Origin of the sequence: Agromyces badenianii (genome assembly GCF_003070885.1) — a bacterium.
GTDB lineage: Bacteria > Actinomycetota > Actinomycetes > Actinomycetales > Microbacteriaceae > Agromyces > Agromyces badenianii.
On the sequence record NZ_CP028913.1, the window covers coordinates 213,541 to 233,368 of the forward strand.

Here is a 19,828-nt window from a genome sequence, read left to right on the forward strand (position 1 = left end):
CTCGGGCGGGGTCAGGCCCCGGCGACCACCGCGTTGTGCAGCTCGTCGCCGTCGACGCCGAGGCGGCCGTACCCGCCGGCGATGTTGGTGAGCAGCACGAAGCACACCCCGCGCGACGGGGTGACCCAGAACTCGCAGCCGCCCCACCCGCCGTGCCCGTAGGTGTCGCGTGCGAGCAGGCCGGGGGCGTTGTTGCGCAGGTTCCACGTGAAGCCCCAGTCCTGACCGCGCTCGGCACGGTAGGGCTCGAGCTTCGTCATGCCGGTGGTCAGCGGGCGCAGCATCGCCTCGGCCGTGACGGGCGCGACGAGCGATCCGTCGTCGCGCAGCAGGGCGCTGCCGACGGCGAGCAGGTCGCTCGCGCGCCCGAGCAGTCCGGCGCCGGGGTGGTCGAGGCCGGCGAAGCGCTCGTAGTCAAGACCCTGAGCGGATGCCTCGATGATCTCGTGCTGCGACGAGCCGGCGTCGAGGGTGAAGCCGTCGGCGCCCGCCCGTGCCGCGACCGCGGTGACGGCGTCGAACCACGACGCCCCGCCCGCGTGCTCGATGAGGGCCGCGACCCCCTCGAAGCCGATGGTCGAATAGCGCGTGGCGGTGCCGGCGGTGAAGTCGCGCCCGGGCGTGAGCAGCAAGGTGCGCAGGCCCGGCGTGTCCATCGGCGGTTCGACGATGCCCGAACTGTGGCTGACGAGGTGGCGAAGCCGCACGACGTCGTCACGGCCCGCACCGAACTCGGGCACCGCGGTCGAGAGCGGGGTGTCGGGCGTGAGCCGCCCCTGCTCGACGAGGCGCAGGGCGGCGAGGCCGACGAGCGGCTTCGTCACCGAGAAGAGCGGGTAGTGGTCGTCGACCGATGCCGCGCGCCCGCGCTCGGTGCCGAACGCCTCGAGTGCCGCGACGCCGTCGCGCGTGGCGATGCCGAGCACGGCGGTGGGCAGCGCTCCGCCGTCGACGTGGCGTCGCACCCAGTCGACGGCGTGGTCGAATCGGGGCATGGGGGTCCTCCCTGCGGGTCGCGACGGTCGCGCGGGTCGCGCGGTTCGGGCGGTTCAGCTGCGGTACACGACGTTCAGTGGAGCGTCGCCGCGCAGCATCCGCTCGATCTGCTCACGCAGGAGCCTCGCCATGCGGGGCATCATCGCCGTCGAGGCGCCGCCCACGTGCGGCGAGATGAGCACGTTCGGCAGCGCGAAGAGCGGATGCCCCGCCGGCAGCGGTTCGGGCTCGGTGACGTCGAGGGCGAAGCGGAGCCGGCCGCGTTCGGCCTCGGCGAGGATCGCCTCGGTGTCGGCGACCTTGCCGCGCGCGATGTTCACCACGAGGGCGCCGTCGGGCAGTGCGGCGAGGAAGGCCGCGTCGACGAGACCGGTCGTCGCTGCGGTGAGCGGCACGCCGATGACGACGATGTCGGCGTTCGGCAGCAGGCCCGGCAGCTCGTCGATGCCGCGGATGAAGCCCTGCTCGTCGGAGCGCGCGCGGCTCGCGACGCGGGTGAGCTCGACCTCGAACGGCGCGAGCCGCGCCTCGATCGCGCGCCCCACGCCGCCGTAGCCGATGAGCAGCACCCGGCGGTCGGCGAGGCTCGCGTGCCGGGCCGGGGCCCACCGGCCCTCGCCGGCGGCGCGGACGAAGTCGGGGATGCCGCGCTGGGCGGCGAGGATGAGCGCGAGTGCGAGCTCGGCGGTCGACGTCTCGTGCACGCTCGCCGCGTTGGCGAAGACGTGCCCGGGCGGCAGCGCGGCCGGCACGTCGTCGTAGCCGATGGACTGCGACTGCACGAGCCGGGTCGTGACTCCCTCGAGCGCCCCGAGTCGCCCAGCGGCGCCCATGTACGGCGGCACCACGAGGTCGATGCGCTCGGCGGGTGCGGGCCCCGACATGTCCCACTGCACGATCTCCGCGCCGTCGGGCGCGGCGCCCAGCGCGTCGCGCAGTGCGTTGCCGGGCAGGGAGACGAGCAGGGGGGCGTCGGTCATACGACGATCCTTCCAGACGGATGTCGCGACTCGCCGGTGCCGCGGGCCGTCGTGCCGTCAGGGCAGTTGCGCGACCTGGGCCCGGATGATGCGCTCGGCCACGTCGTCGGCCGCGGCGTAGGCGTCGAAACCGTGGAGCAGACCGTCGACGGCGAGCGAGGCGATGCCGTGGCTCATGGCGCAGAGCTGCAAAAACGTCGTCTCGACGTCGCCGTCGATCGCGCCGGAGTCGTGCACCTGGATGACGAGGGCGCGCAGTCCGTCGAGGGCCGCGAGTCGTGCCCGATCGAGCAGTTCGTCGCCCTGCGCGGAGGAGGGCGTGCGGAACATCGCGTCGAAGTGCGCGGGGTGCCGGAGTGCGAAGGCCACGAACTCGACGGAATCGGCGACCAGTCGCTCTCGACCGGGCAGGTGCGCGGCACGCTCCTGAGCGGTGCAGAGCTCGTCGTCGAGGAGCGCGAGGCCTTCGAAGGCGAGGGCCCTGATCATGCCCTCGCGGCTGCCGAAGAAGTGGGTGGGTGCAGCGTGCGAGAGTCCGGCGTGGCGCGCGACCTCGCGGAGTCCCACGTTGTTCACGCCCTGTTCGCGGGCGAGCTCCTCCATCGCGCGGAGCAGGGCGGCGCGGCCCGGGGCGCCAGGTGGGCCCGGGGCGCTCCCCACCGAGGAAGCTCCGCCGCCCGGTGTCGTCGTCTCGCTCACAGCGCTCCCTCCTTCGCCACATCCTCCACCCTACTTGACATCGTAAAGTCAGGTGCCGTAGCGTCGAATCAAGAGAACTTGACAATGTAAAGTTAGAGGGAGTGGTGAAAATGGTCGACATCACGAACGCCGAGGTCTGGAAGGCGATCGAGAGCGTGAACTTCATGGTCATCGGCATGGTGTCGGCGAGGGGCGAGGCGCGCACGGCCGGCGTCATGCACGTCGTCGACGACGGCCGGCTCTGGTTCACGACGAACGAGCGCGAGTTCAAGGCACGCCACATCGCCGCCAACCCCGGCGTCTCGGTCACGGTGCCCATCGCGAAGCGCATCCCGTTCGTGCCGTGGGTGAAGATTCCGGCCGCCACGATCACCTTCTCGGGGGTGGCCGAGATCATGCCCGCCGAGCAGCTGCCGAGCGACGCGAAACGCGCCCTGCTGCACGGGCTCGAGCTGAGCGACGGCGAACGCGGCGACCTCATCGCGATCGGCGTGCGCCCGAGCGGCGACTTCGTCACCTACGGCGTGGGCGTCTCGCTGAGCGGGATGCGCGACACCGAGCTCGCACGTGGGCGCGTGGCGTCGGCGCCGAAGTCGCCGGCGATCGTCTGACCCGCCGCCGCCCTGTGCTGTGACAGCCAGTCGTCGCCCGGCTCGCCGGCGGCGGGCTAGCCCGCGACCGGCTCGTACCGGCGCGGAGGGAACGCGGTCGCCACGAGCGCACGCAGCGACTCGAGGCCGGCACCCGTGAAGCCCTGCGCCCGCGCCTGCACGAGCACGTTGCCGATCGCGGTCGCCTCGACCGGTCCGGCGAGCACCGGCAGGCCGGCGCGATCGGCGGTGCGCTGGCAGAGCAGCTCGTTGAGCGCGCCCCCGCCGACCAGGTGGATCGTCTCGACCTGCGTGCCAGAGAGGCGCGCGGCATCCACCACCGCCTCGGCGAAGGCCCGGGCGAGCGACTCGACGATCGAGCGGGCGAACTCGGCGGGCGTGCCCGGTGCCGGCTCGCCGTGCTCGCGGCACCACTCGGCGATGCGGGCGGGCAGGTCGCCGGACGCCATGAAGCGGGGGTCGTTCGCGTCGAACACAGTGACGGGCGCGGTGACGGATGCCGCAGCCGCGAGCAGTGCCGCGAGTTCGACGGTCTCGCCGTCGCGCTCCCACTGCCGCACCGACTCGCTCAGCAGCCAGAGGCCCATGACGTTGCGCAGGAAGCGCACGCGCCCGTCGACGCCGCCCTCGTTGGTGAAGTTCGCGGCTCGGGCGGCATCCGTCAGCACCGGGCGTTCGAGCTCGACGCCGACGAGCCCCCAGGTGCCGCACGAGATGTAGGCGGCCGACTCGGGTCGCATTGGCACGGCGACGACGGCGGATGCCGTGTCGTGCGAGCCGACGGCGACGACCTCGAGCGGATGCCGCGAGCCGATGCCGAACCCGGCCGCGACCTCGCCGCGCAGCGTGCCGATCGTCTCGCCCGGGTCGACGAGTCGAGGGAAGACCGAGCGAGGCAGGCCGAGCCGCTCGATGAGCTCGTCGTCCCACTCGCGGGAATCGATGCCGAGGAGCCCGGTCGTCGACGCGTTGGTGCGTTCGGCGACGCGTTCGCCCGTCAGCTGGAACGCGATGAGGTCGGGCACCAGCAGCAGGGAATCGGCGAGGCCGAGGCATCCGCCGCCGTCGCCCTGAGCGCCCTGCGCGCGCTCGGCCGCGAGTTGATAGAGCGTGTTGAACGGCAGGAACTGCAAGCCGTTGCGGCGATAGAGCTCGGCGAACGGGGCGATCGTGTGCACGGCCTCGACCCCCGCGGCCGAGCGCTCGTCGCGGTAGTGGAACGGCTCGCAGAGCATCCGGTCGCCCGCCAGCAGCGCGTAGTCGACCGCCCACGAGTCGACGCCGATCGAGGTGACGCCGGGTTCCTCGCGGAGCGCCTTCGCGAGGCCGCTGTCGACCCGGCGGGAGAGGCCGGAGAGATCCCAGTGCAGGCCGGAGGCGAGGCGCACGGGATCGTTCGCGAAGCGTGCGACCTGCCGGATCTCGAGCGTGCCGGCCCCGCGGCCGTCGACGCGGCCGAGGACGACCCGCCCGCTCGTGGCCCCGAGGTCGACCGCCGCGACGGTGCCCGCTCCGCGCCCGCCGCCGGTCATCGCAGGAAGGCGGCGGCGACGCCCGCGTCGACGGGGATGTGCAGGCCGGTCGTGTGCGAGAGCTCGGGCCCCGTGAGCACGATCACGGCATTCGCGACATGTTCGGGCAGCACCTCGCGCTTGAGGATCGTGCGCTGGGCGTAGAACGCGCCGAGCTCCTCCTCTTCGATGCCGTAGGTCTTGGCGCGGTTCGCGCCCCAGCCGCTCGCGAAGATCCCCGAGCCCCGCACGACGCCGTCGGGGTTGATCCCGTTGACCTTGATGCCGTACTCGCCGAGTTCGACGGCGAGCAGGCGCACCTGATGGGCCTGGTCGGCCTTCGTCGCCGAGTAGGCGATGTTGTTCGGGCCGGCGAACACCGAGTTCTTCGAGGAGATGTAGACGATGTCGCCGCCGAGACCCTGGTCGATGAGCACTCGCGCGGCGGCCTTCGAGACGAGGAACGAGCCCTTGGCCATGACGTCGTGCTGCAGGTCCCAGTCGGCCTCGGTGGTCTCGAGCAGCGGCTTCGAGAGCGACAGGCCCGCGTTGTTGACGACGAGGTCGAGGCCGCCGAAGGCGAGCACCGCCTCGTCGATCGCGGCCTGCACGGCCGCGGCATCCGTCACGTTCGCGGCCACGCCGATCGCGACATCCGCGGTGCCGAGCTCGGCGGCGGCGGCCTGCGCCTTCGAGGCGTCGAGGTCGGCGATGACGACGCACGCGCCCTCGGCGGCGAGGCGGGTGGCGATGGCCTTGCCGATGCCCGACGCCGCGCCGGTCACGAGTGCGATGCGCCCCGCGTGCGGCTTCGGCTTCGGCATGCGCTGGAGCTTCGCCTCCTCGAGCGCCCAGTACTCGATGCGGAACTTCTCGGCGTCGCTGATGGGGGAGTACGTCGAGAGCGCCTCGGCGCCGCGCATCACGTTGATCGCGTTGCGGTAGAACTCGCCGGCGACGCGGGCCGTCTGCGCGTTCGCGCCGTAGCTGAACATGCCGACGCCCGGGATGAGCACGATGAGGGGGTCGGCGCCGCGCATCGCGGGGCTCGAGGCATCCGCGTGCGCGTCGTAGTACGCCCGGTAGTCGGCGCGGTACGCCTCGTGCAGCTGCTTCAGGCGGGTGATGCTCTCGTCGACGCTCGCCGACGCGGGCAGGTCGAGCACCATCGGCTTGACCTTGGTGCGCAGGAAGTGGTCGGGGCAGCTCGTGCCGAGCGCGGCGAGTCGCGGGTGCTCGGCGCGGGCGAGGAAGTCGAGCACCTCGGGCGCGTCGGTGAAGCGGCCGACCATGGGCCGGTCGTGAGAGGCGAGCCCGCGGATCGTCGCGGCGAGGGCGGCGGCCTTCGTGCGGCGCTCGGATGCCTCGAGCGCACCGTAGCCCTCGAGTTCGGCGCCGAACGGCTCGGCCGCGCCGTGCTCGGCGATGTAGGCGGCGGCGGTGTCGATGATCCAGAGGGAGTTGCGCTCGCTCTCCTCCGAGGTGTCGCCCCACGCCGTGATGCCGTGCCCGCCGAGGATGCAGCCGATCGCCTGCGGGTTGGCCGTCTTGATCGCAGCGATGTCGAGCCCGAGCTGGAAGCCCGGGCGGCGCCACGGCACCCACACCACGCGCTCGCCGAAGATCTTGCCGGTGAGCGCTTCGCCGTCGGCGGCCGTCGCGATCGCGATGCCCGAGTCGGGGTGCAGGTGGTCGACGTGCGCGGCGTCGACGAGGCCGTGCATGGCCGTGTCGATCGACGGCGCCGCACCGCCCGTGCCGTGCAGCGTGTAGTCGAACGCGGCGACCATCTCGTCTTCGCGGTCGACGCCGGGGTAGACGCCCGTGAGCGCGCGCAGCCGGTCGAGGCGCAGCACCGCGAGACCGGCCTCGGTCAGCGTGCCGAGGTCGCCGCCCGAGCCCTTGACCCACATGAGTTCGACGGGCTCGCCGGTCACCGGGTCGGTCTCGGTGCCCTTGGCCGAGGTGTTGCCGCCGGCGTAGTTCGTGTTCTTCGGGTCGGCGCCGAGGCGGTTCGACCGGGCGATGAGCTCGGCGGCTGCCTGGTTCGTCATGAGGGGAGTCCTTCGTTGCTGCGGCGGGTGCTGCTGGTGGTGGTGTGGTGGTGGTGGTGGTGGTCTGGGAATCGGACGGTTCGTTTCGCATGGGATGGGGGATGTCGGTGATCCCGTGCGAAACGAGGGGTCCGGTCGTGCGCTCGATTCGCGGGTCAGGCGCCCCAGCCGGCCTGCACGCCGCCGACGCGGTCGGCGGCGATCTTCGCCAGGTAGCCGGATGCCGCGAAGGCGGCCATGGGGTCGGCGGGCAGGCCCCGCGACTCGCGCCACTCGGCGAGTGCCGGTCGCACGTCGGTGTAGAAGGCGTCCATGAAGATGCGGTTGGCCTCGAGCACGTCGCCCGCCTGCTGCGCCGCGCGCAGCGCGCCGGTGTCGACGAGCAGCGCGCGGGCGGTCATCTCCTGCACGTTGAGCACGGAACGGATCTGCCCCGGCACCTTGTCTTCGACGTTGTGGCACTGGTCGAGCATGAACGCGACGTCGGGGTGGTTGAAGCCGCCGCCGCGGATGACCTCGAAGAGGATGCGGAACAGCTGGTACGGGTCGGCGGCGCCGACGATGAGGTCGTCGTCGGCGTAGAAGCGCGAGTTGAAGTCGAAACTGCCGAGCCTGCCGAGGCGCAGTAGCTGCATGACGATGAACTCGATGTTCGTCCCGGGAGCGTGGTGACCGGTGTCGAGGCAGACCATCGCCCTGTCGCCGAGCGCGGCGACCTGCACGTAGCTCGTGCCCCAGTCGGGAACGTCGGTGTGGTAGAACGCCGGCTCGAAGAACTTGTACTCGAGCACGAGCCGCTGCTCGTCGCCGAGCCGGGCGTAGATCTCGGCGAGCGAGTCGTGCAGGCGGTCCTGCCGGCCGCGCAGGTCGGCCTGCCCGGGGTAGTTCGAGCCCTCGGCGAGCCAGATCTTCAGGTCGCGCGAGCCGGTGGCGTGCATGATGTCGATGCACTCGAGGTGGTGGTCGACGGCCTTTCGGCGCACGGCGGCGTCTTCGTGGGTGAGGGCACCGAACTTGAAGTCGTCGTCTTGGAAGGTGTTCGAGTTGACCGTGCCGAGCGAGACGCCGTGGTCTTCGGCGTGCCTGCGGAGCACGCCGTAGTCGTCGACCCGGTCCCACGGGATGTGCAGCGCCACGGTCGGCGCGAGTGCGGTGTACTCGTGCACCTGCGCGGCATCCGCGATCTTCTCGAACGGATCACGCGGGGTGCCCGGCGTCGCGAACACCTTGAATCGGGTGCCCGAGTTGCCGAACGCCCATGAGGGCAGCTCGATGGCCTGCTGCTCGAGCTGGTCGAGGATGTCGCTTGAGAGGTTGCTCACGAGTGGCTCTTTCCGGTTCTTCTGTGTGCATGTTCGGTCGTGCGATGCTCAACGCTCGGCATCGAGCGCGGCGAGTTGGTCTTCGAGGTGGAAGACCTCGGCGAGTCGCGGGGCGGACTGGTCTGGTCGTCCGCCGAGGGCGATGAAGAACCCCGCCATGTCGGCCTCCCACGCGGCGGTGCGCGGGTCGAGTTCGAGGGCCGCCTGTGAGGCGGCATCGTCGTCGGTCTCGTAGTAGCCGATGAGCAGGCCGTCGTCGCGGAGGAAGAGCGAGTAGTTGCGCCGACCGGATGCCTCGATCGCACGCAGCATCTCGGGCTGGACAGCCTCGTGGCGGGCGCGGTACTCGTCGAGGCGGGCGGGGTCGACCTGCAGTTGGAAGCAGATCCGCCCGGTGCCGTGAGCCTCGCCCATGGTCGTGCTCCCTCGCTCTGAATCGTTTCAATGGTAAATGTGAACCCGGTTTCCCGCAACCGCCGAGCCATGCCGCGTGCATCCGAATACTCCGGCGGGTCGCATGCCGCAGGCCGGTCGGGGCTCTGCCGGGCGACGCCCGGCAGAGCCCCGCGATCGACTAGAAGTCGAAGTCGCCGATGTTCTCCGCGTCGAAGACGAAGGGGTCCCCGAGCAGCACGACGCCGTCGGCGCCGACCGTGTACTCGCCGAGCTTGCCGGCGTCGAAGGTGTCGCCGTCGGCACCGGTGATGTCGCCCTCGATGAGCGCCTTCGCCGCGAAGGCCGCGAGGTAGCCGAGGTCGGCCGGGTTCCACAGCGCGAACGCGGTGACGGTGCCGTCTTCGACGTACTCGCGCATCTGGTTCGGGGTGCCGAGGCCGGTCAGTGCGACCTTGCCCTGGTACTCCGAGGTCTGCAGGTAGCGCGCAGCCGCCGCGATGCCGACGGTCGTCGGCGAGACGATGCCCTTGAGGTTCGGGTGCGTCTGCAGCAGCGCCGCGGTCTTGTCGAACGAGGTCTGGTCGTCGTCGTCGCCGTAGACGACCTCGACCAGCTCGATGTCGGGGTGGCTCGCGGCGAGCTCCTCTTCCATGAGCTCGATCCAGGCGTTCTGGTTCGTGGCGTTGGCCGAGGCCGACAGCACGGCGATCTCGCCCGCGTCGCCGATCTGCTCGGCGATGAGGTCGACCTGCACCTTGGCGATGCCCTCGGCGTCGGCCTGGTTCACGAACAGGTCGCGGCAGTCGGCATTGGTGTCGGAGTCGAAGGTGACGACCTTCACGCCGGCGTCGCGCGCCTCGTTCAGCGCGTCGCAGATCGCCTTCGGGTCGTTCGCCGAGACGGCGATCGCTCCGACCCCCTGCTGCGTGAGGGTGTTGATGTAGCTGACCTGTCCATCGGGCGTCGCCTCGGCCGGACCGACCTCGGCGTAGGTGCCGCCGAACTCCTCGATGGCCTCTTCGCCGCCCGCGTTCGAGGTGTCGAAGTACGGGTTGCCGAGGTTCTTCGGCAGGAAGGTGATCGACAGGTTGCCGCCGTCACCCTCGCCGCCGTCGGCGCCCGAGTCGCCGGCGGCACAGCCGGTCGCGACGAGCGCCACGCTCACCGCGAGCGCGGCGAGGGCCGCTGCCCTGGTCTTCTTCTGAAACAACATCGTTGTTCGTCCCTTCATCTGGATGGCGTCGATGACCTGGTCGCATCGACGATGGTGCGGTCTGGTTACCCTGCTGTGGAGACCTCGACGCGCGGTTCCCCTCCCGCCGACTGCCGCCGCGATCGTCGCCGTGTGCGCAGCCAGGCCAGGAAGCTCGAAGACACCACCGAGATCACGAGCAGTGCGCCGGTGATGATGTTGATGACATCGGAGGTGACGTTCGCGAGGCGCAGCGCACTGGCGAGCACCCCGATGAGCAGCACGCCGGCGATGACGCCGTGCAGCGCCCCGCGGCCGCCGAACACGCTCACGCCGCCGAGCACGACGGCGGCGATGACCTGCAGCTCCATGCCGGTCGCGTTGTCGCCGCGCGCACTGCCGAAGCGCAGCGTGTAATAGACGCCGGCGAGCGCAGAGACGAGGCCGGCGAGCACGAAGAGGATGAACTTCGTGCGTCCCACCTTGACGCCCGAGAACGCGGCCGTCTCCTTCGAGAGCCCGATCGCGTAGATGCCGCGGCCGAACGGGGTGAAGTGCAGCAGCACTGCGAAGATCGCGAGCAGCACGAGGAAGGGGATGATCACGAGCGGGATGCCGGTGGCCCCGAGCTTCGCCTTCGCGAGGTCGGTCCAGAACTCGGGGAATTCGGTCACTGCGGTCGTGCCGAGCAGGCCGACGGCGAGTCCGCGGAACAGCGCGAGCGTGCCGATCGTGACGGCGAGCGACGGCAGGCCCACCACCGTGACGAGGAATCCGTTGACGGCGCCGCCGACGCCGCCGACGAGGAGCGCGATGAGCGCGGCGAGCTCGAAGGGCATGCCGCCCTGGGCGAGCACGCCGGTGATCACGCTCGAGAGTCCGACGACGCTCGCGACCGAGAGGTCGATCTCGCCCGTGATCATGATGAGCGTCATCGGCAGTGCGATGAGCAGGATCGGTGCGACATCGAGGATCAGGTAGGTCAGAGTGATCGGCTGGCCGAAGCCGCGCACGGTCGTCGACGCGACGACGACGACGATGACGAGGAGCGCGATGATCGCCATCTCCCGCGTGAGCAGCACGCGCTTCCAGAGCGGCCGGTCGTAGTCGCGGTAGCCGCGCACCGATGCCGGGGCGGGCGTGGTCCGGGTGATGCTCGACATCAGCTGTCGTCCCTTGCCTCGATGAGCTTGCGTTTCTGTCGCACCGCGAGCACACGGTCGAGCACGATGGCGCCGATGATGAGCACGCCGACGACGGCGCGCTGCCAGAAGTCGGGGATGCCGAGGATCGGGAGCGCCCGGTTGATCGTGAGCAGCAGCACCGCCCCGATCGCGGCGCCCCAGACCGAGCCGACGCCGCCGACGATCGCGACGCCGCCGATGACGGCCGCCCCGACTGCGTCGAGCTCCCATCCCGAACCGGCCTGCGAGTTGATGGTGCCGTAGCGGGCCGCGTAGAGCACGCCGCCGAGCCCGGCCAGGGCGCCCGAGAGCACGAAGGCGTTGAGCAGTCGCCGGGTGACCCTGAGCCCGTAGAGCTCGGCCGCCGCCGGGTCGGAGCCGATCGCGTAGAACTCGCGCCCGCCGCGGGTGTTCTTCATGTACCAGCCGGCGATGACGAGCACGACGAGCGCGATGATCGTGAGGATCGGGATCATCAGGAACTGCTCGGTGCCGAGTGCGAGGAAGTCCTTCGGCAGGTCGGAGGCGTTCACGCGGTCGCCGCCGGTCCAGAGCACGTTGATGCCCCGGTAGGCGTAGAGGGTGCCGAGCGTGATGACCATCGCCGGCACCTTCGCGAAGGCCACGAGGGCGCCGTTGATCATGCCGAGGAGGCCGCCGAACGCCACGGCGATGACGAACACCGCGATGATCGGAATGCCCGGGAAGTCGATGAACAGCCGGCCGGTGAGATAGGCGGTGAGGCCGAGCACCGAGCCGACCGAGAGGTCGACGTTTCGCGTGATGAGCACGATCGCCTGGCCGACGGCCACGAGCACGAGGATCGACGGGGTCAGCAGCAGGTCGCGCCATCCGTCGGCGCTGAACAGGAAGTTCGGGTTCGCCGCCGTCGCCGCGATGACGACGAGCACGAGGGCGAGCAGGATGCCGAGTTCACGGGCCTTGCCGATGGCGCTGAGGCGCTTCGTCACGTTGGACGTCGGCGTGGTGGTCGCGGTGCTCACGAGTGCTGCTCCTCGGCGTGGGTCGCGGCGAACATGACGTTCTCGGATGTCGCATCGACGCGGTCGATCCCGGCGGTGATGCGACCCTCGCGCATGACGAGCACTCGATCGGCCATGCCCAGCACCTCTGGCAGCTCGGAGGAGATCATCAGGATGCCCATGCCCTGACCCGCGAGCTCGGAGAGCAGGCGGTGCACCTCGGCCTTGGTGCCGACGTCGATGCCGCGGGTCGGCTCGTCGATGATGAGCACCTTCGGCTCGGTCGCGAGCCACTTGCCGAGCACGACCTTCTGCTGGTTGCCGCCCGAGAGGGTGCCGGCCACCGTGCTGAGGGCAGTGGTCTTCACCTCGAGGCGGCTCGCCCAGACGCGGGCGGCACGGTTCTCGAAGCCCGAGGTGATGATGCCGAACCTCGCGAGCTGCTCCCGGATGGCGAGCGTCGTGTTTCGGGCGACGCTCGAGTCGAGCACGAGGCCCTGCTTCCGGCGATCCTCGGGAACGAGGGCGAGGCCGAGCCGCATCGCGGCGCTCGGGTTCTTCGCCGGCACCGCCGTGCCGTTCAGGCGCACGGTGCCGCTCTGGTAGTGGTCGATGCCGAAGATCGCGCGCGCCACCTCGCTGCGCCCGGCGCCGACGAGCCCGGCGAGTGCGACGATCTCACCGGCGCGCACCGTGAGCGCGATGTCGTGGAAGACGCCCGCGCTCGTGAGTCCGTCGACCTCGAGCAGTGCGTCGCCGATCGTGGTCGGCTGCTTCGGGAAGAGCTCGGTGATCTCGCGCCCGACCATCTGGTGCACGATCTCGTCGACGCTCGTGTCGGCGATGCGGCTCGTCGAGATGTAGGCGCCGTCGCGCATGACCGTGACGGTGTCGCACAGGTCGAACACCTCGTCGAAGCGGTGCGAGATGAAGACGAGGGCCCGGCCCTCGTCGCGCAGGCTCCGCGCGATCTGGAAGAGGCGATCGACCTCGACGCCCGAGAGCGCCGCCGTCGGCTCGTCCATGATGAGCACCTTCGCGTCGAGCGAGATGGCCTTGGCGATCTCGATGACCTGCTGGTCGGCGATCGAGAGGCCCTCGGCGGGTCGGTCGGGATCGATCCGCACACCGAGACGCTGGAAGAGCCCGTCGACTTCGGCGCGCATGGCCTTGCGGTCGATGCGGCCGAAGCGGCCGACCGGCTGGCGCCCCATGAACACGTTCTCGGTGACCGAGAGATCGGGGAAGAGCGTCGGCTCCTGGTAGATCACGGCGATGCCGGCCGCCTTGGATTCGGCGGTCGAGGTGAAGTCGACGTCGCTGCCGTCGAGGCGGAACGCCCCGGCGTCTCGCCGGTAGAGTCCGGCGACGATCTTCACGAGCGTCGACTTGCCGGCGCCGTTCTCGCCGACGAGGGCGTGGATCGAGCCGGAGTGCACCTCGATCGTGCCGGAGCGCAGGGCCACGACGGCGCCGAACGACTTTCGGATGTCGCGGAGCTCGAGCGCGGGAACCGCGCCGCGGGCGTCGGCAGCGCCAGGGGGAATCGTCATTGATCTGAACCTAAGCTGCGGGGACGACCCCGCGGAGTTGAATCGTTTTAATGCACCTGAACGTCAGCAATTTACGATGTGGGTCGAACGATGTCAAGTCGTGCATCCGTCGATGGTACGTTTCACAGCAGAGATCGCCGAATGCGCGACGGGAGGGGCGAGACCATGACGGTGAGTGTCCGGGATGTCGCGTCTGCGGCATCCGTCTCTGTGGGTACGGTCTCGAACGTTCTGAACCGCCCCGAGAAGGTCGCACCGGCCACCGTCGCACGGGTCACCGCCGCCATCGAGCAGCTCGGCTTCGTGCGCAACGACGCCGCTCGACAGCTTCGGGCCGGTCGCAGCCGGTGCATCGGGCTCGTCGTGCTCGACGTGCGCAACCCCTTCTTCACCGACGTCGCTCGCGGCGCAGAAGATCGCGCGGCCGAAGCGGGCATGACGATCCTGCTCGGCAACAGCGACGAGCGTGCCGACCGCGAGGGCGCCTATCTCGACCTGTTCGAAGAGCAGCGCGTCGCCGGCGTGCTGATCTCGCCGCTGGCCGACGACCTGCCGCGACTGCAGCGACTGCGCGGCCGGGGCACGAGGGTCGTGCTCGTCGACCGAGAGGTTTCCGACGAGGACTTCTCCTCGGTCGCCGTCGACGACGTCGTCGGCGGGTATCTCGCCGTGCGGCATCTCTGCGACACCGGTCGGCGGCGCATCGCGTTCGTCGGCGGGCCCGCGAGCATCCGCCAGGTCGCCGACCGGCTCGAAGGGGCCCGACGCGCCATCGACGAGACCCCGGGCGCGGTGCTCGAGGTCGTCGAGACCGAGTCCCTCACGGTGCTCACCGGCCGGGCCGCCGGTGAGCGCATTCGCGAGCGCGCGGCATCCGATCGACCCGATGCGGTCTTCGCGGCCAACGACCTGCTCGCCATGGGCGTGCTGCAGGCGCTCATGATGCAGGGCGGCATCGACGTGCCCGGCGAGATCGCGCTCATCGGCTATGACGACATCGACTTCGCCGCGGCCGCCGTCGTGCCGCTGTCGTCCATCCGGCAGCCCGCGTCGCTCATCGGCTACACGGCGGTCGACCTCATGCTGAAAGAGGCCGGCGGAGAGCACCCCCACGAACGTGTCGTCTTCCAGCCCGAGCTCGTGGTGCGCGAGTCCACCGGGCCGGCTGCCTGAGCCGCGTCATACGGCGAGGGGCTCTTCTCAGCACTGGGTAGTGTGGAGAAGCCGCGCGCGACAGGCACCTCGTGGCATCCGTTCGAGAGAGGGGCGCGTGTTGCTCGGTCGCACCACCATCGAAGACGTCTACGCCGAGACGCTGCGCCGAAACCCGGGCGAGCTCGAGTTCCACCAGGCGGTGCGCGAGGTGTTCGACTCGCTCGGGCGCGTGCTCGACAAGCATCCGCAGTACGTGCAGGCGTCCATTCTCGAGCGCATCTGCGAGCCCGAGCGGCAGATCATCTTCCGGGTGCCGTGGGTCGACGACGACGGGCGCGTGCGCATCAACCGCGGCTTCCGGGTGCAGTTCAACTCGGTACTCGGGCCGTACAAGGGCGGGCTCCGCTTCCACCCGACGGTGCTGCTCGGCACCGTGAAGTTCCTCGGCTTCGAGCAGGTGTTCAAGAACGCGCTCACCGGCATGCCCATCGGCGGCGGCAAGGGCGGCAGCGACTTCGACCCCAAGGGCCGCTCCGAGGGCGAGATCATGCGGTTCTGCCAGTCGTTCATGACCGAGGCGTACCGGCACATCGGCGAGTACACGGATGTGCCGGCCGGCGACATCGGCGTCGGCGCGCGTGAGATCGGCTATCTCTTCGGCCAGTACAAACGCATCACCAACCGCTACGAATCGGGTGTGCTCACCGGCAAGGGCGTCACCTGGGGCGGCTCGCTCGTGCGCACCGAGGCCACGGGGTACGGCGCCGTCTACTTCACCGAGCACATGCTCGCGACCCGCGGCCGCTCGTTCGACGGGGCGCGGGTGCTCGTGTCGGGGTCGGGCAACGTCGCCGTGCACGCGATCGAGAAGGTGCACGCCCTCGGTGGCCGAGTGGTCGGGGCCTCCGACTCGTCGGGCGCGATCCACGACCCCGAGGGCATCGACCTCGAGCTCCTGCGCGACGTCAAGGAGCGCCGCCGCGAGCGCATCTCGGTGTACGCCGACGAGCGCGGCGGGCGGGCGAGGTTCTTGCCCGGGGCATCCGTGTGGGACATCGAGAGCGACGAGCGCATCGACGTGGCGTTGCCGTGCGCGACGCAGAACGAGATCTCCGAGGCGCAGGCCGCGGGCCTCGTCGCCTCGGGGGTCGTCGCCGTCGCCGAGGGGGCGAACATGCCCACGACGCCGGGCGCCATCCGGGTGCTGCGTGACGCGGGCGTGCTCTTCGCACCGGGCAAGGCCGCGAACGCCGGCGGTGTCGCGACCTCGGCGCTCGAGATGCAGCAGAACGCGTCGCGCGACTCCTGGGGCTTCGAGCACACCGAGGAGCGATTGTCGGAGATCATGGCGGGCATCCACGAGCGCACCGCCGCGACCGCCGACGAATACGGCGTGCCGGGCGACTACGTGGTCGGCGCGAACATCGCCGGCTTCACGCGGGTCGCCGATGCCATGCTCGCCCTCGGCGTGATCTGACTGCCGGCGTCGGGCGCCCCTAGGAGTATTCGGGTCGGGCGGGCGCCTGCGCGGTCGCGTGCGCGGGCTCGCGATGCGGCGGCTTCGGCAGCGGGATCGGCGAGGTGAGCGCCACCTGCTCCGAGAAGTCGGCGGGCACGAGCTGGTCGTTCGGCACGGTCGGCACGAGTTCGCGCTCGGGCTCGAGTTCGAGTCGATCGACCGGCACCACTCGCACGACCGGCACGGCCGGCACGACCGGCACGGCCGGCACGACCGGCACGGCCTGCGTGGCCACCGACGCGATCGCCGCCGTCGGGGCATCCGCGAATCGCACCACCGGTCGCCAGGCGTACTCGGGATGCCGCGCGAGCCGCATGCCCCGAGAGATCACGAGCCAGCCGAGGCCGATGAGTGCGGCGACGACCGCCGCGATCGCCGCGAGCCCGAGCGCCCAGCGCGGGCCCATGCCGTCGGCGACCGCGCCGACGATCGGGGCGCCGATGGGCGTCCCGCCAGCGAGGATCGCCATGTACAGCGCCATCACGCGGCCGCGGAGTTCGGGTGCGGTGGTGGTCTGCACGTAGCCGTTCGCGGTCGTGAGGATCGTCACGGCGCCGAGGCCGATGAGGATCGTGGAGGCGGCGAAGGTCCAGTACGTCGGCATGAGCGCCGCGGTCAGGGTGGCGAAGCCGAGGAAGGCGCAGGCGAGGATGACCACGCGGATGCGTGCCCGCTCGCGGCGCGCCGCGAGGAGGGCGCCGGTCAGCGAACCGATCGCGAGGATCGAGGACAGCAGCCCGTACTCTCCGGCCCCGCGGCCGAATTCGACCGCCATCGTCGACGAGAAGATCGGGAAGTTCATGCCGAACGCGCCGATGAGGAACACCATGACGAAGACGACGACGAGATCGGGGCGCCCGGCCACGTAGCGGAACCCGGCGGCGAACTGCCCTCGGGCGCGTGGAGCGCGGGCCGTGCGCTTCAGTTGCCGGCTCTTCAGCATCGCGAGCGCGCAGAGCACCGCGAGGAACGTGAACGCGTTGATGATGAAGACCCAGCCCGAGCCGACGAGCACGATGAGGAAGCCTGCGACGGCGGGGCCGATCATGCGTGCCGTGTTGAACGACGCCGAGTTCAGGGCGACCGCGTTCGACATGTCGGAGTTCGAGACGAGGTCGGAGACGAAGGTCTGCCGGGCCGGGTTGTCGATCGCGTTCACGAGGCCGAGGGCGAGGGCGAAGAGGTAGAGGTGCCAGAGTTCGGCGTGGCCGAAGACGAGCAGCAGGCCGAGCGCGAGGCCGAGCAGCATGAGGGCGGTCTGTGTGACCATGAGGATCTTGCGGCGGTCGAAGCGATCGGCGATGAGGCCGGTGATCGGCACGAGCAGCAGCTGCGGCGCGAACTGCAGCGCCATGGTGATGCCGACGGCGAAGGCGTCGTTGTCGGTGAGTTCGGTGAGCACGACCCAGTTCTGGGCGGTGGCCTGCATCCAGGCGCCGACGTTCGAGACGAGGGCGCCGATGAACCAGATTCGGTAGTTGCGGTGGGCGAGGGAACGGAACATGGCACTCACTGGGTGGCGAGTCCTCCCATCAGTTCGGCGGCGCGGGCGAGGGAACGGAACATGGCACTCACTGGGTGGCGAGTCCTCCCATCAGTTCGGCGGCGCGGGCGAGGGTGGCGCGGTCGTCTTTCGACAGCTCGCGCAGGCGCGTCGTGAGCCACGCCTCTCGCTTCGACACCGTGGCCTTGACGACGTCGCGGCCGGCGTCGCTCAACGTGATGTTGGCTTTGCGGCGATCGACCTCGTCGGCGACGCGGGCGAGGTAGCCCGCCTCTTGGAGGCAATTGACCGTGCGATTCATCGACGGCGCAGAGACCCTCTCGCGCTCGGCGAGCTGGGTGAGGGTCTGGCTGCCGTGCCGGTAGAGCTCGCCGAGCACGGCGAACTGGGCGTCGGAGAGGCCCTGGTCGGCTTTCTGTGCGCGCAGGCGCCGGGCGAGCCGGAAGGTCGCCATGCGCAGCTCGGTGCTCTGCTCTGCGATCGTGGCCATAGGTTACTTAGCATAGCTCATTAGCCTTGCTAAGTACAGTGCGAGGGCGGTGCGCCGCACGGCGAGCGTCCGGCCGATGGATGCCGCGGCTGACACAATGGCCGGATGGGGACCTTCACCGATGCGCATGGGGTACGTATTCACTTCGAGTCGTGGCGGGTGCCCGACGCCCATGCCGTGATCCAGCTCGCCCACGGCGTCGGCGAGCACATCGGCCGGTACGGGGAGCTCGTCGAGGCCCTGAACGCCGCCGGGTACTCGGTGTGGGCCGACGACCACCGCGGCCACGGCAAGACTGGCTTCGAGCAGCACGGCGGCGACCTCACGCGCATGGGCCGCCTCGGCCCCGGCGGGCTGCGGGCGACGATCGACGCGGTCGAGCAGTTCAGCGGCATCATCCGCGAGGCCGAAGCGCCCGAGCTGCCGTTCGTGCTGCTCGGTCATTCGTGGGGCTCGCTCATGTCGCAGATCATCGTGAACCGGAGCGCGTCGAACTACGACGGCGTCGTGCTGACCGGCACGGCCTACCGCACCCTCTTCGACATGAACGGCGGCGACCTGAACGCGCGCCACCGCCACCTCGGGCCGACCCCGGTGGAGTGGCTGAGCCGCGACCCCGACGTCGCCGCGGCGTTCATGGCCGACCCGTACACGACCGACGTTCCGCTGCGGAAGCTCTTCGGCACCCTCGACGCACTGCGCCTGCTCGGCCGGCCGGCGCGCGGACTGCCCCCCGAGCTGCCGCTGCTCATCATGGTCGGCTCCGACGACTCGCTCGGCGGGGAGGAGAGCGCGGCGAAGCTCGCGAACGCCTACGTGCAGCGCTCCGGGCTCGTCGACGTCGAGCTCATCATCTACGAGGGTGCACGCCACGAGATCTTCAACGAGACGAATCGCGAAGAGGTGCGGGCCGACCTCATCCGCTGGCTCGACGAGCGCTTCGCGGTCGACTGACGGCGGGCCCGCTGGCGGGCGGGCTCGCTAGACCGCCGCGCGACCCGGCGGCACGTCGAACCCGAGCAGCCTGATGCGCGGGTGGCTCGTCAGCTGCGATTCCGTCGCCCACGGGTAGACGATCGTCGTGATGCTGCAGTTGCCGAGCACGGGCAGCAGGTCGCGGTAACCGTCGGGGTCCATGCCCGCCAGTTCGCAGAAGAGCAGCCTGATGAGCGTCGCGTGCGCCACGATCAGCACCCGGCCCTCGGGGAACTCCTCGACGAGTTCGTCGAAGACCGGGAGGGCGCGGGCGATGCCGTCGCGGCCGCTCTCGCCGCCGGGCAGCGGATTCGACGCGGGCGCGCGGCAGAACGCCGCCCACTCCTCGGGGAACCGCTCGACGAGCTCGTCGGGCGTGAGCCCCTCGCCGTCGCCGAAGTCGATCTCGACGAGCCGGTCGTCGACGCGCAGCGCGAGGCCGGTGGTCTCGACGGATGGCGCGGCGGAGCGCCGGGCGCGACTGAGCGGCGATGCCACGATCGCGTCGAGGTTCGCGTCGACCGCCCAGGCGCCGAGCGCGGCGGCCTGACCGAGACCGTGCCGCGTGAGCGGGACATCCGAGTTGCCCGCGTACCGGTGATCGGCATGCCAGGTCGTCTCACCGTGGCGTGCCAAGTAGAACGTCGTCATGCGTACTGCCCCCCTGCTTCCTCCTCGATCGTATGCCTGCGCCCACCGCATCC

18 protein-coding genes are annotated in these 19,828 nt (G+C 70.5%); 4 read left to right on the forward strand and 14 right to left on the reverse strand.

Annotated elements, in window-relative coordinates; translation table 11 throughout:
- Positions 1 to 11 precede the first annotated feature (11 nt).
- The 3 genes from DCE93_RS01015 to DCE93_RS01025 are packed head-to-tail and all read right to left on the reverse strand — an operon-like array spanning position 12 to position 2,675.
- Positions 12 to 995, reverse strand: coding sequence for a serine hydrolase domain-containing protein (locus tag DCE93_RS01015; RefSeq protein ID WP_108594250.1), 984 nt, complete (start codon positions 993 to 995; stop codon positions 12 to 14).
- A gap of 54 nt (positions 996 to 1,049) precedes the next feature.
- Positions 1,050 to 1,976: a 2-hydroxyacid dehydrogenase gene (locus DCE93_RS01020; protein WP_108594251.1), complete on the reverse strand. Its 927-nt coding sequence runs from the start codon at positions 1,974 to 1,976 to the stop codon at positions 1,050 to 1,052.
- Positions 1,977 to 2,033: 57 nt separating this feature from the next.
- Complete coding sequence (locus DCE93_RS01025) at positions 2,034 to 2,675, reverse strand: TetR/AcrR family transcriptional regulator (RefSeq protein ID WP_146184901.1); 642 nt, start codon at positions 2,673 to 2,675, stop codon at positions 2,034 to 2,036.
- 110 nt (positions 2,676 to 2,785) lie between these two features.
- Between DCE93_RS01025 and DCE93_RS01030 the strand changes: the two genes are divergently transcribed.
- A complete protein-coding gene (locus DCE93_RS01030) occupies positions 2,786 to 3,286 on the forward strand; it encodes a pyridoxamine 5'-phosphate oxidase family protein (RefSeq protein ID WP_108594253.1) in 501 nt (166 codons plus the stop codon).
- Positions 3,287 to 3,342: 56 nt separating this feature from the next.
- Here DCE93_RS01030 and DCE93_RS01035 read toward each other — a convergent pair whose 3' ends face one another.
- From DCE93_RS01035 to DCE93_RS01070, 8 genes are all read right to left on the reverse strand, one after another.
- Positions 3,343 to 4,818 (reverse strand): rhamnulokinase, encoded by a 1,476-nt coding sequence (locus DCE93_RS01035; protein WP_108594254.1) that lies wholly within the window; start codon positions 4,816 to 4,818, stop codon positions 3,343 to 3,345.
- Positions 4,815 to 6,851, reverse strand: coding sequence for a bifunctional aldolase/short-chain dehydrogenase (locus tag DCE93_RS01040; RefSeq protein ID WP_108594255.1), 2,037 nt, complete (start codon positions 6,849 to 6,851; stop codon positions 4,815 to 4,817). The genes DCE93_RS01035 and DCE93_RS01040 overlap by 4 nt, the downstream gene beginning before the upstream one ends.
- Before the next feature lie 155 nt (positions 6,852 to 7,006).
- Positions 7,007 to 8,173 carry an L-rhamnose isomerase gene (gene rhaI / locus DCE93_RS01045; RefSeq protein ID WP_108594256.1) on the reverse strand — a complete coding sequence of 389 codons (1,167 nt, stop codon included), beginning with the start codon at positions 8,171 to 8,173 and terminating at the stop codon, positions 7,007 to 7,009.
- Between the two features lie 48 nt (positions 8,174 to 8,221).
- Positions 8,222 to 8,587 (reverse strand): L-rhamnose mutarotase, encoded by a 366-nt coding sequence (locus DCE93_RS01050; RefSeq protein ID WP_108594257.1) that lies wholly within the window; start codon positions 8,585 to 8,587, stop codon positions 8,222 to 8,224.
- 160 nt (positions 8,588 to 8,747) lie between these two features.
- The gene (rhaS, locus tag DCE93_RS01055; RefSeq protein ID WP_108594258.1) at positions 8,748 to 9,782 is read right to left on the reverse strand and encodes a rhamnose ABC transporter substrate-binding protein; all 1,035 of its coding nucleotides are present in this window, start codon (positions 9,780 to 9,782) and stop codon (positions 8,748 to 8,750) included.
- A 65-nt stretch (positions 9,783 to 9,847) separates the two neighbouring features.
- Positions 9,848 to 10,924 carry an ABC transporter permease gene (locus tag DCE93_RS01060; protein WP_108594259.1) on the reverse strand — a complete coding sequence of 359 codons (1,077 nt, stop codon included), beginning with the start codon at positions 10,922 to 10,924 and terminating at the stop codon, positions 9,848 to 9,850.
- On the reverse strand, positions 10,924 to 11,949 hold the full coding sequence (locus tag DCE93_RS01065) for an ABC transporter permease (RefSeq protein ID WP_108594260.1): 1,026 nt from the start codon (positions 11,947 to 11,949) through the stop codon (positions 10,924 to 10,926). Before DCE93_RS01065 ends, DCE93_RS01060 begins: the two co-directional genes overlap by 1 nt.
- Entirely contained in the window at positions 11,946 to 13,481 is a 1,536-nt protein-coding gene (locus DCE93_RS01070) for a sugar ABC transporter ATP-binding protein (RefSeq protein WP_108594261.1), read from the reverse strand. The genes DCE93_RS01065 and DCE93_RS01070 overlap by 4 nt, the downstream gene beginning before the upstream one ends.
- 165 nt (positions 13,482 to 13,646) lie before the next feature.
- Between DCE93_RS01070 and DCE93_RS01075 the strand changes: the two genes are divergently transcribed.
- Positions 13,647 to 14,654, forward strand: a complete 1,008-nt coding sequence (locus tag DCE93_RS01075) for a LacI family DNA-binding transcriptional regulator (protein WP_108596503.1) — start codon at positions 13,647 to 13,649, stop codon at positions 14,652 to 14,654.
- 100 nt (positions 14,655 to 14,754) lie between these two features.
- On the forward strand, positions 14,755 to 16,113 hold the full coding sequence (gdhA, locus tag DCE93_RS01080) for an NADP-specific glutamate dehydrogenase (RefSeq protein WP_244284204.1): 1,359 nt from the start codon (positions 14,755 to 14,757) through the stop codon (positions 16,111 to 16,113).
- A gap of 19 nt (positions 16,114 to 16,132) precedes the next feature.
- Here gdhA and DCE93_RS01085 read toward each other — a convergent pair whose 3' ends face one another.
- Positions 16,133 to 17,659 (reverse strand): MFS transporter, encoded by a 1,527-nt coding sequence (locus DCE93_RS01085; RefSeq protein ID WP_205647450.1) that lies wholly within the window; start codon positions 17,657 to 17,659, stop codon positions 16,133 to 16,135.
- 67 nt (positions 17,660 to 17,726) lie between these two features.
- Positions 17,727 to 18,149, reverse strand: coding sequence for a MarR family winged helix-turn-helix transcriptional regulator (locus tag DCE93_RS01090; RefSeq protein WP_108594264.1), 423 nt, complete (start codon positions 18,147 to 18,149; stop codon positions 17,727 to 17,729).
- A 105-nt stretch (positions 18,150 to 18,254) separates the two neighbouring features.
- Between DCE93_RS01090 and DCE93_RS01095 the strand changes: the two genes are divergently transcribed.
- The gene (locus tag DCE93_RS01095; RefSeq protein WP_108594265.1) at positions 18,255 to 19,103 is read left to right on the forward strand and encodes an alpha/beta hydrolase; all 849 of its coding nucleotides are present in this window, start codon (positions 18,255 to 18,257) and stop codon (positions 19,101 to 19,103) included.
- Positions 19,104 to 19,130: 27 nt separating this feature from the next.
- Here the strand turns inward: DCE93_RS01095 and DCE93_RS01100 are convergent, their stop codons facing one another.
- Positions 19,131 to 19,775, reverse strand: coding sequence for a histidine phosphatase family protein (locus tag DCE93_RS01100; RefSeq protein ID WP_108594266.1), 645 nt, complete (start codon positions 19,773 to 19,775; stop codon positions 19,131 to 19,133).
- Positions 19,776 to 19,828: the final 53 nt, after the last annotated feature.